The sequence below is a fragment of the Ochrobactrum sp. P6BSIII genome (genome assembly GCF_014138065.1).
Classification (GTDB): Bacteria; Pseudomonadota; Alphaproteobacteria; order Rhizobiales; family Rhizobiaceae; genus Brucella.
In genome coordinates this window covers 248,563-262,389 of sequence record NZ_JACGXB010000006.1, presented here as the reverse complement: position 1 = coordinate 262,389, position 13,827 = coordinate 248,563, and the positions used below count along the sequence as shown (strand labels likewise).

Genomic DNA, 13,827 nt, shown 5'->3' with positions numbered 1-13,827 from the left:
ATGCGCGCTCTAACGCGAGAGGCGGCGCAGAAGCTCCCATTTCAGCGGGCGAAGCCGCTTGTAAAGGCGGGTGGTACGCAGGCCGTCGATGGTCCGCTGATATGCAAGCGCGATCCTGCCGCGCAGAGTGCAGGCAACTACATAATCGCGCATCGGGACTTCGCGGTCTGCGAAATCGTGCTTCCAGGGTTCATTACCGAAGCCGAGATCGAAGCATTCGTAATCATCGGCTTTCAGGGCTTCGATCAGCCGTACCATCAGCACTTTGCCGGGCGAATATTTGTTCCAGATACCGTCTTCGAAGGTGGTGATCATCGCGCAATAATGCCGCTTGCGCGTCACGCTCCACATGGTGGCGACGACCGCGTCATCCATTGTCAGAACGGAGAAATGCAGGGCATTCGCCGCGGCCAGAGGCTCGGTCACGATTTCGAAGAAGCGGCGCTTTTCGGGATGGGTCTCGAAACCGGGCACTTTGGTGTCCTCAAAACGCTTCTGCTTTTGTTGCAGCATGGTTTCAAGAAAGGTCGCCCGCTCCTGCGCATCGCGCGTGACCAGAAAGCGATACCGCCCGGCGCGGCGCAATGCCTTTGCGCGCTTGGCAATGGTGCTGTAGCCGCGGATCGACTGCTCGATCTCCGGCATGGGTCGTTCAAGCGTGATCCAGTGCGTGCCCGCCGAACAGTCGCGATTGGACAGGCCCCAGAAGGGATTGGGCCGACCTTCGACTTCCTGCGGCATCTTTTCAAAAGCCACCATATCGAAGGGCGGCAGGGCCGCAAAAATCTGCTTCAAAAGCGCTTCGGCGCCAGCGACATCCCAATGCGGCGCATTTTCGAAGAGGATCGGCGCGTTGTAATCGGAAACACCGTCATCCACGAAGGACAGAATGCGCGCACCATAGCGATGCATGATGCAAAACGGGACGAACAGGACCGGCTGCTGGTTCTGGTCGCGGACTTCAATCAGGCAAAGCTGAGCTTTATGCGCTGCGCCATAGCTTGCTTCCCAGGCGCGCAGAAAGGTTCTGGACTGAAAGACATAAAGCGCGCAGCCGCTGCTGTCATTCGCGTCGGGCCAGTCGTTGGATAGATCGTCGACGCGACTATGCACTTTGATTTCAAAATTGGCACTCGACATCAGCAGCCTTGAATTATCTATTTGTTTGCCGGTTTAAAAGCTTATCGCTCACGATGAACTGGCGATTCGCCATTGGCATAGCGGTGTTTAGTTTATTTGAAACTAAACGGAACTATGAAATGCTGGAAAACATGCGCAGGTGTTGAAACATTTCCAGCAATGCTGTGAAACGATATTGCATTAGAAAATGCGTAAACACAAAGAGCGAGAGCAGTTATAAGGATTCAACAGTTGTTGAAGATAATGCGCTCTTCACGTGATGACTGTCGATAATCAACCGGGAGCAGGCAAGGCGGGTAATGTCAGTTTCGATTATCATCAAGACTTTGAACGAAGAGCAGCGCATCGCCGCAGCGATCGAGAGCGCCCTTGCGGCTTTGCCTGACGGACAGGTCGAAGTCATCGTTTCCGATAGCGGCTCGACGGATCGTACGGTGGAAATCGCCAGCGCTTATCCGGTGCGGGTGGTGCAGATCGAAGCGCCTGCGCGGGCAAGCTGTGGTCTTGGGCCGCAACTGGGCTTTCAATATTCCACACAGCCTTTCATCTGCCTGATCGATGGCGACATGATCATCGAGCCGGACTTTATTCCCGCTGCCCTGCAATATATGGCCGAGCACCCGGAAACCGGGGGCGTGACCGGGCATGTGGTGGACCAGATTCTGGAAAGCCTTGAATTTCAGCGGCGCGCACGCAGGCAGACGCCGGAAAAGCAGGCCGGTAATATCGACCGGATGAATGGCGGCGGTCTCTATCGCCGTGCCGCCATCGAGCAGGCGGGCTATTTCTCCGACCGCAATCTGCACGGCCATGAAGAATTCGATGCGGGCGTGCGCCTGCGCACCCATGGCTGGAAACTCTATCGTCTCGACCGGCCCTTCGTACAGCATTTCGGCTATTCGATGAACGCCTACAAGCTTTTGACGCGCCGCTGGAAAAGCAAGTATCTGCGTGGCACCGGCGAAGTGCTGCGGGCGGCTGTTGGCCAGCCACACTGGCAAAATGTTATAAAGGAACTGCCGGAATTGCGCCTCTGGGGCGCGGTCTATGTCTGGTGGCTGGTGGTGATCGCCGCACTTTTGCTGGGCTTTGTCACGCCTTGGGCGCTCGTCGCGGCGCTTGTCTTCGCGCTGTTGCCGTTTGTGCTGATGTCGATCCGCGAGCGCAGCGTTTCGCTCGGCGTCTATGCGGTTGTGGCATGGATTTTCCATGCGGCTGCCATGCCGCTTGGCTTCTTCCAGCCGCGCCGAAAGCCGCAGGACTGGATCGAAAGCCGGGTCTTGAATGAAATCCCGAAAGAGACCCCAAAAGGGGCCTCATGAGAAAGCTGCTTGCCGCTCTTCTCATCTGTGTTGCCGGTCTTGGCGCCCTTGCGTTCTGGCCGGAAATGACTGTTGCGGAAGAGTGGATGCCGGTCAAAGAAACCCGGCTGGAAATGACGCCGGGCAGTCCGCTCGACTTCTCGTCCTTTCTGCCCAATTCCGCGATTGATGAGCAAAGCCGCATTGCGGTCAATGCCGCAGGGCGTCTCGTCCGGGCGGCAAAGCCGGATGAGCCTCAGCGCCTGTTCTGCGCGTCGCTCTCATGGCGATTGCCGTCGGCAGGCAAGATCGACCACGCCTTCATCGACCGCTATGTGCAGCAGCTTCGCCTGCATGGCTACAATATTGCGCGGCTGCATTTTCTCGATACCGATCTGATGCTCAATCGCGACGGGGATTTCAACTTCGATCCCGAAGCACTGGACCGCATTCGTTATCTGATGGCCGCCTTGAAACGTGAAGGTATCTACTGGACCATCGACGGACTGACGGCGGAAAGCGGTGCGCTCGGCGGCAGGGATATGAACCGCTGGGGACCGGAAGGCAATCTGAAGCGCCGCATCTATGTGGATGACACAGCCTTCGAGCACTGGCTGCGGTTTCAAAAAGAAGTCTATGCGACGGTCAATCCCTATACGGGACTGGCCCCGTTGCAGGACCCGGCGCTGGCGCTGATCATTCCGTTCAATGAGAATGGTATCGAATTCACAAGTTTCCTGCATGGCAAGCAAGCAAGTGGCCCGTTCTGGCCGGGTTTTGCTCCCGCGTTCAATGCGTTTTTGAAAAAACGTTATACCGACACGGCTGCACTTTCACGGGCCTGGGGCGGTCTCGCCGCAGAGGAAAACCTCGAAGCGGGAACCGTGCAATTGCCGCAGAGCCGTTCCGGCGGTGGCGCGCGGCTGCATGATTTTCAGGCCTTTGTCGTCGAGCGGGAGCAAGCACTGGCCGCACGGCTCGAGGCCGCTTATCGAACGCTTGGCTATAAGGGGCTGATCGCACCCTATAATAACTGGTTCACGGTTCAGACCGCGCTGTCACGCATGCCGCAACAGGCCATCAGCGCCAATACCTATCATGACTGGACCGGCTCGATGGAACCCGGAACGACGATGAAGCAGAACAGCTCTATCGCCGATGCCGCCTCCTATGTCAGCGAGCTGGCCGCTGGCCGCTGGATCGGTCGGCCGTTCTTCGTCACCGAATACGAACACCTGTTCTGGAACCGTTATCGTTATGAAGCGGGGCTGGTTTTCCCGGCCTATGCCGCCTTGCAGGGCTGGGACGGTATTTGCCGCCACGGGCAGGGGCCGATCACACTTGCCTTCGACGAGGCAGAACCGCTTCGCCAGCGCATCGTGCCCTATACATTCGCGGTCGATCCGGTGGCGCGTGCGGGCGAAACGCTTGCCTCGCTCCTGTTCCGGCGCGGCGATGTCAAAACGGCGTCCTTCGCCGTTCCCTTTATGATGCAAGGCGAAACCAGCCTTGGCGATTCGCTCGAAACGCGAGAGCCGGAGAGGTTGAAAACTCTGGCGCTGGTCGGCGGTATCGGCCTGTTCGCCTCGGGTTTGCAGTGGCCGGAAACCACGGCCAAAGGCATTGAGATCAATTATCGCAATGTCGCGCTCGGCAATGTTCTGGGGCGTTTGAAACAGGCGGGTCTGTTGCCGGAGGACAATGCGACCGATCCTTATCGCGGCATCTTCGCCAGCGCGACCGGCGAAATCCTGCTGGAACAGGACCGCACTCGTATGCGGGTTGTAACGCCGCAGACCGAAGCACTGGCCTTCGCCGATCTGAAGGATAGTCTGACGCTTGGGCAATTGACGCTTGGCCATGCCGAAGAGCGCGGCCTGGTCTCCGTATCGGCGCTTGATACGCAACCCTTGGCAACCAGCGAGAAGATGCTGGTGATTTTTGCGACCGATGCCCGCAATACCGGCATGCGCTTTCGCGACGATGCGCAAAAGGTGATCGAGGATTGGGGGCGTTTGCCGGTGACATTGCTGCGCAACCGCGTCGATTTCCGGCTTGCAGGTGCTGCTTCGGCTTGGAAATTGTCCGCCATCGGTCTTGACGGCAAGCTTCATGCGCCTGTCGCCACCGGCGACGGGCCGGTGGAATTTCGCCTCGACAATGGGGCAGGCGCTGACGGGCCGACGACCTTCTTCCTGCTGGAGCGTCAGTTCAGTCGGTAGTCTTTTGGACCAGACAGCTACTGGAAGTCAGTAACCAGCCTGCTCCAGCTTTCGCCTGCAAGTCCGCCGATGAAGATATCGTTGTGGCTCAGCGCATTCACCACGCCGGGATTGGCTGTCACCACGCAGACATTGGCCTTCAGGCGGAAGAACATGACCGATTGCTGCGAAAGCGCGCCGAGAAAATGCGGATCGGCGCGGCCCTGCGCCGCGATATGGCCGGCCTCCTGCAAATGCGACAGCATGACCTCGACAACGGCCTGCTCGCGGGTCTTGAGAGCCAGAATGCTGAGCACCTCGGCCATCCCGTTTGCCCGGGCGTAATAGCAGAAGAAGCCGACCGGCTCGTTGCCCTTGCCGGAAACCGCACAGAAGCGGAGTTCGCCCGCAGCGCGGTTATCTCTGGCGAGGTTCAGCACCCAGTGCAGATCCTGCTCCGTCCATGCGGGGTAGGCGTCATAGGTCGGCAGAAACTGGCGGATCAGGCCGATAGCTTCGCTCTGATCGATCTCGCGCACGGTCAGTTTGCCATTGGTGGAGTTGCGCAATTTGGGCAGCGGAACCAGCGAATCCAAAAGCTTGCCGACTTTTGCGGCAGGCCAGCCGCGCAACGCTGCACGGCGTTCGGCAACAAACTGGGCCACATAGCTCGCACCACGGAAAATCCGCGTCCATGCCAGACCATGGGTGTCGAGCGTGATGCCGCCAACCGCGCTGAAATGGCGCATGCTGACGGGCGCCGCACTATCGCTGAATGAGAAGTCATTGGGACGCGAGCGCAGGGTGAGCGTCAGTTCGGCTGCACCGCGCGGCGAGCCGCCGGGGCGCATCATATAGGCGCAGAGCAGTCTTCCCATGACGATCTTGCCATCGACATGATAGGGGATGGGCAACACGCAAAGCGTGCTGTCGATCTCGCCCTTGCTGTCTTCATGCACGATGCTGCACAGATCGGCATCGTAATAAGGGTTTTCGAAGAAAACATGCCGGAAATACTGGTCGAAACTCTCGCTGTGAGAGGTCGATTTGGGACGAAAAACTTCGGTAAACAGTTCGCGTACAGCCGGTATGTCATCGACACGCATCGGGCGAACCCGCTGTGTCTTTGTCTCCGCGACAGATATGCTCCCCACTTTGACCTGCCCCTCTGCCCGGGCGGACCGGGCTTAGACTTGAACCTCTTTCCTTGCAGCTGCTTCGCGGCTTCTTTTGACGAGATAGAAGACGCAGCACCACGAAGCCAACACGATACATATTTCAATAAAGTAAATTGCGGTGAAAGTGCCGGTGATCGGCGCATACCAGGTGGCTGCCGCCAGAAGCGGCGCACCCAGAATATTGCCGACATTCAGCACCGCAGTACGATAGGTGTGCTGGCTTGCCGCGCCGAGCAAATCCACAGCAATCGACCAGAGCGCGACGAAGATCGTGATCCAGCACAACGTGCGGCAGAAAGCGATCAGCGTCGTGTATTCCTTGCCGAATAAGAGTGGGAGATAGGGCGCGGCAATGAAGATGACCAGTGAGGTCATCGTTCCGATCAAAAGCGAAGCCCCGAGCAGGCGCAGCGTGATCGGCAAGGCATGGTGAATGCCGTTGGCGCTGGCTTGCGACAGACGCGGATAGACGAGACGGTTCATCGCATCGATGGTCAGCATGCTGCTGTCGACGATACGGCGTGTTACGCCATAGCTACCGACGATGCTGGGCGCGACGAGCGCACCGAGAATGAGCAGATCGGCATTCTGGCGGACGGCGCGGAAGATGAATTGCGAGGCGAACATGATGCCGAGGCGGATTTCTTCCCGCACGATGCGATATTGCGGCGCGCCGAGCCTGCGGAGAAACCATGCATAGGCGACGAGCACCAGCACATGGCAGCCAAACTGCCAGTAGGCCCATTCAACGACGCTCGAGATATTGAAGATCAGGCAGGCGACCACGGCTGCGATGGTGCGCGCCACGGCAAAGCCGACCACTGAGAGGTTCGCGGAAACGAAGTCAGTATGGGCGATATAGATCTGTTCGACGAGAAGAATGGCGCGCACAAGCACGATATTGGTGACGAGCAGAAAGAACATGCCGAGATAATTGCTGGCGAATTCCGGGACGGATTCAAGCCAGAACGGCAAAAGGATCATGCCGAGGATCACAAGCACGATGCCGCTCGTCACGATCAGGATGATATTGTGCCCGAGCATGGCGGGGTAGATGTCGGGGTTTTGCGCCACGCGCCGCACGAGGCATTCAGCGCCGCCAAGCCCGCAAATGTAGTTTGCGATGGCCGTGATTGCCATCACGGTCACGAAAAGCCCGAACTCATGCGATCCCAGATAGCGTGCCAGAATGGCAAAAGTCAGCAGCTGCGCGACATTGGCTGCGAAGAGACTGCCGCTCGATGCGGCGTAGGACAACAATGTGGGCCAGTAGCGTTTTAACATTTCATACTGCGAACTTAACAGAGTGTTTTGAATGGCATTATCTGTCGGTACCAGTGGATTGAATTTGACGTTTGAATCCCGGCTGGCACATAGGCTGTTTCAAACGTCAAATTCGTAAAATCCACTAGATAGATACACGAGCGAGTGGTCTTTTTGATTCCAACATTTGCTCAGCGCTTGGAACCCAGGGATGCAAAATTTGGAATCCGACTATTAGCTTCGCGCTTTGGTCCGACCCGGCATGGGTTTACCAAAAGGACCTTTTCCCTCTCCCGACGTACTCTATGTTATCTGTCAGATGTAACCTTGAAATATGAACCCTAACTGAACAGGTCATGTATTTTCCAGTCCTATCGCGTATCGCAACCCAATAGTTGTGATTAACCATTTTTTTTAATCTTCTCATATAAAAAGCAAAAAGACGGTTTCTCCCGCGATCAGGGTAACCATAGGCCAAGGCAAACATAGGATCGATCGATGTACACCTTGCGTGACCTTGCTTCGAAGGCTCAGCTACCGCGTGATGAAACGCGCGGCGCAGAGACGCTTGAGCAATGGAACCAGGCTTTGGCGCAGAACCATGCGCCGTCCTATCCGCGGGCGGCGTCTGTCTCGGCCCCTGTTTCCGGGCCAGTTCCCGAGGAGGCAGTTGCCGATAGGCCGTCTGCACCGCATCTGGAGGAGCCGGAAGCAAAATCAACCGGTGACGGGCTCATGCTGCCGGAAATCGACCTCTGGGCCGCGCTGGAATGGGTGCGCGCCCGCTGGATATGGATTGTCATTCTCGCCGTTGCCGGTGCACTGGCGGGCCTTGCCTATGGCATGACGGCCAAGCCGCGCTATACGGCCTATACGGATATGCTGGTGCCGCCATCCGGTTTGCAGCTGCTGCCCAACGATATTTATGCCCAGAGCCTTCAGGCCGACAGCCAGATTCTCGACATTGAAAGCAAGATGAAAATGCTTGTGTCGGGCAATGTGCTGCGTCGCGTCGTGCAGAATCTCAATTTGCAGAACGATGCTGAATTCGTGCCGCCGCCAGCGAGTTTCGATCTGCGCGCGCTGCTGGGTCTCGGCAAGCCGAAGGACGCATCGGACGACACACTGACGGCAGTGCGCGCTTTGTCGCAGCGTATCGTCGTAACCCGTCCCGAACGATCCTATCTCGTGACGATCGGCGTCTGGACCGACAATCCCGAAAAATCTGTCAAGGTTGCCGACGCGCTGGCGAAGTCTTTCCAGGAAGAAGTTGCCGAGGCCGATGCCGACGGTGCAGGTCGTGCTGCCGCCGCATTGTCTGAACGCCTGACCTCCTTGCAGAAAGCTGCCACGGACGCCGAAGAAAAAGTTGCCGCTTTCCGTCGCGCGCATGGGCTTCAGACGACCGGTGGCGAACTGGTCAGCGCACAGTCCATGGCGCAGATCAACACCAAGCTGCTCGATGCCAAATCGCGCCAGACGGATGCCAGCACTCGTTACAATGAGCTGACCCGCGATACGGGTAGCCCGGTCGGTCCGGCAAGCACGCTGCAATCGCCGACCATGACCAATCTGCGCAGCCAGTATGCGACGCTGAAGCAGCGCTATGATGCGCTGACCATGACCTATGGTCCGCGCTATCCGGAACTCATCAATACGCAGCGTCAGATCGCCGGGCTGGAGCAGCAGATCGCCGCCGAACGCGCACGTATCCTGCAATCGGCAAAGGTCGATCTGGATCAGGCCAATGCGGTTGTCGATGCGCTCAATGCGCAGGCCGCGACCGCGCGCTCGGCTGTGGCGCTCGACAATGATGCGCAGGTGCAGTTGTCCGATCTCGAACGTGACATGACCGCCAAGGTTTCGATCTACAACACATTCCTGACGCGCTCGACTGAAACACATCAGCGCCAGCAGCTCGATGCCACCAATATCCGTGTGATCTCCACGGCAATCCCGCCCATCAGCCGCAGCTGGCCGCCGCGCACCGTGTTGCTCGGCGCAGGCGGTGGTTTCGTCGGCATGGGTCTCGGTGTGGCGCTCGCGCTTGCTCTGGGTTATCTTGGCGCATGGCGGAGAAATCGGGAGAGCCGTGTCTGATCTTGCTTCACATCGGCGTGTCGCGGCCCGTGCACCAATCAAGGCACAGGCCCATGATCTGACGTCGGTGTCGTCATCCTTCGGCGCCGCTCTCTTTCTCATCATGATTTTGTTTCTGTGGGTCGGCATCAGTCCTTACCCCGGAACCAGTGCCGAGATCGGTGCAAGCGCGTCGGCGGGTCAATCGAACCTGCTGAACCAGCTGATGACGCTGACGATTTCCATGGGCTTCCTTGCCTGCGGTCTGAGCAGCCCGCTTCGCAAGACCATTCTTCAGCCGCGTGTGCTGCTGGTGACCCTGTTCATCTGGATGTTCGTGACGGCCATTCTCTCGGCCCATCCCAGCATAGCAAGCCGCAAGGTGGTTCTGTCGATCCTGACGGCGCTCAACGCCAGCATATTCCTGCTGTTGCCACGCTCTGAAAACCAGATGGCGCGCCTGTTGCTGATCGGCTCGTTCATCACGCTTGGCTTTGCCTATTTCGGCGTCATCTTCCTGCCGAGCAGGGCGATCCATCAGGGCACCGACGTGCTGGAACCGATGCTGGCAGGCGCGTGGCGCGGACATTTTCCGCACAAAAACGCGGCCGCAGCCGCACTGGTGCTGCTCAGTTTCTTCGGGCTTTATGGTTGGCAAAAGGGTTACCGCAAAGCTGGCGGGCTTGTGGTGGTGCTGTGTGTTTTCTTCCTGCTGCATACGGGCGGCAAGACATCGACGGCCATGCTTCCCTTCATCGCTTTCATGTCTCTTATCTTCACGCACTGGCGTTGGACACGCATTCCAATCGCCATTGGCGGGGTGGCTGCATTCAATTTTGTGGCCGTGGGTGCTGCGGTTTCCGACCCCATCCGCCAGCTCATCACGAGCCTTGGTATTGACGCGACATTTACCAACCGCGCCGATATTTGGCGCATAGCCTTTTCAGCAGTCGCTAAAAAGCCGATATTTGGCTACGGGCTGGACTCGTTCTGGAAAACACCGGAAATGGTCTATGCCGGAGGAGGCGGAGCGACATGGGCAGTCGCAGCTTTCAACGCGCATAATGCCTATCTGGATATGATGATCAATGCGGGTGTGTTTGGCCTGATCCTTATACTGATCTGGCTGATCATCCTGCCGCTACGTTATATCAGGGCAGCGGAAGCGACTGGGAATGATCCTGCATTGACGCTTCTGTTCAGCCGTCTGTGGTTATACGGCCTCTATGCATCTTGCATGGAAAGCACGTTTTTCCAGAACGGCAGCTCTGTTTGGTTTTGTTTGATGGTTGCCATTTTCGGCATGCGTCTTCAGGCGAAGGCGCGACTTGTGAGTTAAGCTTTTTGGGGCAAAGGCTTGGTAAAAACAATGGAACACGACAGATTGGGCTGGGCAAGGGCACGTTTGGACCGGCTGAACAACAGATTGCATGACGCGCTGAGTCGTAGCTTTCCGTTGCGGCCATTTCCGCTTCCGAAGGAGCGGCGGATCATCAGCTTCACATTCGACGATGTTCCCGATACCGCGGAAAGCGTAGGCGCGAAGATACTGGAACAATACGGCTTTCACGGCACGTTTTATATTGCCGGTGGTCTGGTTGGTTCCGTCGAGGCGCATCGGCAATTGATCACGGAAGAAGGCCTCCGCAGGCTGGCACAGGCCGGGCACGACATTGGCTGCCACACATTCACGCATTGGAATGTGCCCTCGGTCGGCATGCGCGATCTCGCCGCCGATCTCGACCGCAACCATGCTTATTTGGGCGAGATCGAACCGGATCGGGTCGGACAGCGCAATTTCGCCTATCCCTATTGCGCGTCGTCGGTGCTGTCGCGCGGCCTGTTTTCCGACCGTTTTGCGACCTGCCGCAGCGGCGGCGAGCGCATCAATCGCGACGCGGTCGATCTGGCCTTTCTGGAAGCCGTCGAAATACGGCAGCCGGAGCATCATGCAGAACAACTGACCCGCTGGATAGACGATCTTGTCGCAAGTCCGGGCTGGTTGATCTTCTATACGCATGATATCAGCGATAGGCCGACACCGTTCGGTTGCACGCCGGAAACCTTCGAAAAGCTGGTTTCCCATGCGGCGCAGAGCGGCGTTGAGGTATTGTCGATACGCGATACGCTGGCTCATATCGGAGCAGATGGAGGTGCTCCCTGATGAAAGCAGCCGATCCGGATCACCGCTTGCTGGCGATCAATAATTATTTTTATCGGCGCGGCGGGGCTGAGGCGGTCTTTCTCGACCATATCAAGCTCTTTTCCGACATTGGCTGGGAGACGGCTCCCTTTGCCATGCAACATCCGGACAATTTCGCTTCCGACTGGTCTTCCTATTTCGTGTCTGAAATCGAATATGGGCGCGAGAGCGGCCTCCTCACCAAAGTGGCGCAGGCAGGCAAGATCATCTATTCATGGGAAGCACGCGACTGCATCAAGGCGCTGATCGAGCGCTTCCGGCCAAGCGTCGCCCATGCCCATAATGTCTATCACCACCTGTCGCCCTCGATCTTTCCGGTGTTGAAAGCGGCGGGCGTGCCGACTGTCATGACCGCGCACGACCTGAAGCTCGCATGCCCGGCCTACAAGATGCTGTCGCATAACCAGATCTGCGAGCGCTGCAAGGGCGGGCGCATCTACAATGTCGCGCTCCACAAATGCATCAAGGATTCGACGGCGCTGAGCGGGCTGGTTTTCGTGGAAACCGCCATACACCGCACGCTCGGCCTTTATCGCAACACGCTCGACCGCATCGTGGTGCCGAGCCGGTTCTATATTTCCAAGCTGATCGAATGGGGCTGGCCGGAGGAAAAGCTGGTCTATATCCCGAACTTCGCGCAGACCGATAATCTCGAACCCTTTGAGCATGAGGGCGACTACTTTGCCTATGTCGGACGTCTTGCGCCTGAAAAGGGTATTGGCACGCTGATCCGTGCTGCGGCAATATCCGGGCAGAAGCTGATCGTGGCCGGGACAGGACCGGAGGAGCAATCCTTGCGCGCGCTGGCGGCTGAAACCGGCGGCGATGTCACCTTTGCGGGCTATGTCTCGGGCAAGCGGCTGCACCGGCTGATCGGCGAGGCCAAGGCGCTGATCCTGCCATCGGAATGGTATGAAAATGCGCCAATCAGCATTTTGGAAGCCTATGCGCTTGGCGTGCCGGTCATTGGTGCTGACATTGGCGGTATTCCCGAAATGATCGTACCGGGTGAAACCGGCATGGTGGCCAGAACCGGCGATGCGGAAGACCTTGCTCGCGTCATGAGCGAAGCCGCCAGCCTGACGCCGCAAGCGCGGCGCAAGATGGGCCGTCTGGGCCGCACATGGGCAGGACAGGAATTCTCGCCGGAAGCTTACCGGAACCGGACACTGGAACTTTACGCGGAACTGGGAGCGCTTTGATGGGACAAGGGGCTAAAAAGCGACGCGTCATGATGCTCGGCCTGCGCGGCATACCCAATGTGCAAGGCGGCGTGGAACGTCATGTCGAAGAACTGGCCCGTCTTTACATCGCCAAGGGTTGGGATGTGGAAGTGGTGGGCCGCAGCCCCTATCTCGACCGGAAACAGCCCTATGTCTGGGAAGGCGTCAAGGTCACGCCGATCTGGGCGCCGACGTCGATGAAGTTTGAAGCCATCGTGCATACATTTCTCGGCGTGCTGCGCGCCGGTTTCACGCGCCCCGACATTTTGCATATTCACGCCATCGGCCCCGCGCTGGTGACGCCGCTTGCGCGGCTGCTCGGTTTGCGGACGGTCGTGACCCATCATGGCTTCGACTACAACCGCCAGAAATGGGGACGTCTGGCGCGCACGACATTGAAGCTTGGCGAAAAATGGGGGATGCGCTTTGCAAGCGCCCGTATCGCCGTCTCCAACGACATCGCGAAAACGGTTGAGCAACGCTATAACGTTCCCGTCACCTTCATCCCCAACGGCGTCACCCTGCGGGAACCCAGCCGCGATCCGAGCTGGCTTGAAAAGCATGGGCTTGCTCCCAGCCGCTATATCGCGCTGGTCGCCCGCATCGTGCCGGAAAAGCGTCAGCTCGATCTGATCGAAGCCTTTGCCAAGCTCTCCGATCCATCGCTGAAACTGGCCCTGATCGGCTCGGCTGAATACACCGCCGACTATGCCGGAGAGGTTCGCGCCCGCGCCGAGGCCGTGCCGGGCGTGGTGCTGACCGGCGCATTGCAGGGTGAGGAATTATCTGCGCTTTTCAGTCAGGCGGGGCTTTTCGTGCTGCCATCGAGCCACGAAGGCATGCCCATCGCACTTCTGGAGGCCATGGGCTACGGGCTCAATGTGCTGGCCAGCGACATCACAGCCAATATGGAAGTCGGACTGCCCGACGACGATTATTTCCCGCTCGGCGATATCGACGCGCTGAAAAACGCGCTGCGCCGCAAGACCGATAACCCGCTGACGGCTGAACAGTCGCAGCAACTCATCGACTGGATCGCCCGCGACTATAGCTGGGACGGCATCGCGGACCGGACGCTGAAGGTTTATGAGGAGGGGAATAGGGGAGTAAGTGAGTAGGGCAGTAGGGCAGTAGGGCAGTATGTGATCGGAATAGGTGCGGGCAAAGAAAAAGGGAGCTGCCGACGATATCGTCAGACATACTCCCTTATTCCGTTATTCCCTTACTCACCTATTCCCT

Annotated in this window: 10 protein-coding genes; 7 read left to right on the top strand and 3 right to left on the bottom strand. The window is 58.1% G+C overall.

Features of this window, described 5'->3' with window-relative positions; genetic code table 11:
• Positions 1-9: 9 nt before the first annotated feature.
• Positions 10-1,113, bottom strand: coding sequence for a GNAT family N-acetyltransferase (locus FHW00_RS11000; RefSeq protein WP_445557892.1), 1,104 nt, complete (start codon positions 1,111-1,113; stop codon positions 10-12).
• A gap of 326 nt (positions 1,114-1,439) precedes the next feature.
• Between FHW00_RS11000 and FHW00_RS10995 the strand changes: the two genes are divergently transcribed.
• Positions 1,440-2,462 carry a glycosyltransferase gene (locus FHW00_RS10995; RefSeq protein ID WP_078337901.1) on the top strand — a complete coding sequence of 341 codons (1,023 nt, stop codon included), beginning with the start codon at positions 1,440-1,442 and terminating at the stop codon, positions 2,460-2,462.
• Positions 2,459-4,663 carry a glycoside hydrolase gene (locus FHW00_RS10990; RefSeq protein WP_078337902.1) on the top strand — a complete coding sequence of 735 codons (2,205 nt, stop codon included), beginning with the start codon at positions 2,459-2,461 and terminating at the stop codon, positions 4,661-4,663. The genes FHW00_RS10995 and FHW00_RS10990 overlap by 4 nt, the downstream gene beginning before the upstream one ends.
• A gap of 17 nt (positions 4,664-4,680) precedes the next feature.
• Here FHW00_RS10990 and FHW00_RS10985 read toward each other — a convergent pair whose 3' ends face one another.
• Together FHW00_RS10985 and FHW00_RS10980 are read right to left on the bottom strand one after the other, a co-directional pair.
• Positions 4,681-5,748 carry a hypothetical protein gene (locus FHW00_RS10985; protein ID WP_078337903.1) on the bottom strand — a complete coding sequence of 356 codons (1,068 nt, stop codon included), beginning with the start codon at positions 5,746-5,748 and terminating at the stop codon, positions 4,681-4,683.
• An 81-nt stretch (positions 5,749-5,829) separates the two neighbouring features.
• On the bottom strand, positions 5,830-7,104 hold the full coding sequence (locus FHW00_RS10980; RefSeq protein ID WP_078337904.1) for a lipopolysaccharide biosynthesis protein: 1,275 nt from the start codon (positions 7,102-7,104) through the stop codon (positions 5,830-5,832).
• A gap of 477 nt (positions 7,105-7,581) precedes the next feature.
• On the opposite strand from FHW00_RS10980, the gene FHW00_RS10975 reads away from it, so the two are divergent.
• The 5 genes from FHW00_RS10975 to FHW00_RS10955 are packed head-to-tail and all read left to right on the top strand — an operon-like array spanning position 7,582 to position 13,706.
• Complete coding sequence (locus tag FHW00_RS10975) at positions 7,582-9,183, top strand: GumC family protein (protein WP_078337905.1); 1,602 nt, start codon at positions 7,582-7,584, stop codon at positions 9,181-9,183.
• Positions 9,176-10,501 (top strand): O-antigen ligase family protein, encoded by a 1,326-nt coding sequence (locus FHW00_RS10970; protein WP_445557893.1) that lies wholly within the window; start codon positions 9,176-9,178, stop codon positions 10,499-10,501. Before FHW00_RS10975 ends, FHW00_RS10970 begins: the two co-directional genes overlap by 8 nt.
• A gap of 30 nt (positions 10,502-10,531) precedes the next feature.
• On the top strand, positions 10,532-11,326 hold the full coding sequence (locus FHW00_RS10965) for a polysaccharide deacetylase family protein (protein WP_078337906.1): 795 nt from the start codon (positions 10,532-10,534) through the stop codon (positions 11,324-11,326).
• Positions 11,326-12,567, top strand: a complete 1,242-nt coding sequence (locus FHW00_RS10960; protein WP_078337907.1) for a glycosyltransferase family 4 protein — start codon at positions 11,326-11,328, stop codon at positions 12,565-12,567. The genes FHW00_RS10965 and FHW00_RS10960 overlap by 1 nt, the downstream gene beginning before the upstream one ends.
• Positions 12,567-13,706 carry a glycosyltransferase family 4 protein gene (locus FHW00_RS10955; RefSeq protein ID WP_078337908.1) on the top strand — a complete coding sequence of 380 codons (1,140 nt, stop codon included), beginning with the start codon at positions 12,567-12,569 and terminating at the stop codon, positions 13,704-13,706. Before FHW00_RS10960 ends, FHW00_RS10955 begins: the two co-directional genes overlap by 1 nt.
• The last annotated feature ends 121 nt before the right edge of the window (positions 13,707-13,827 follow it).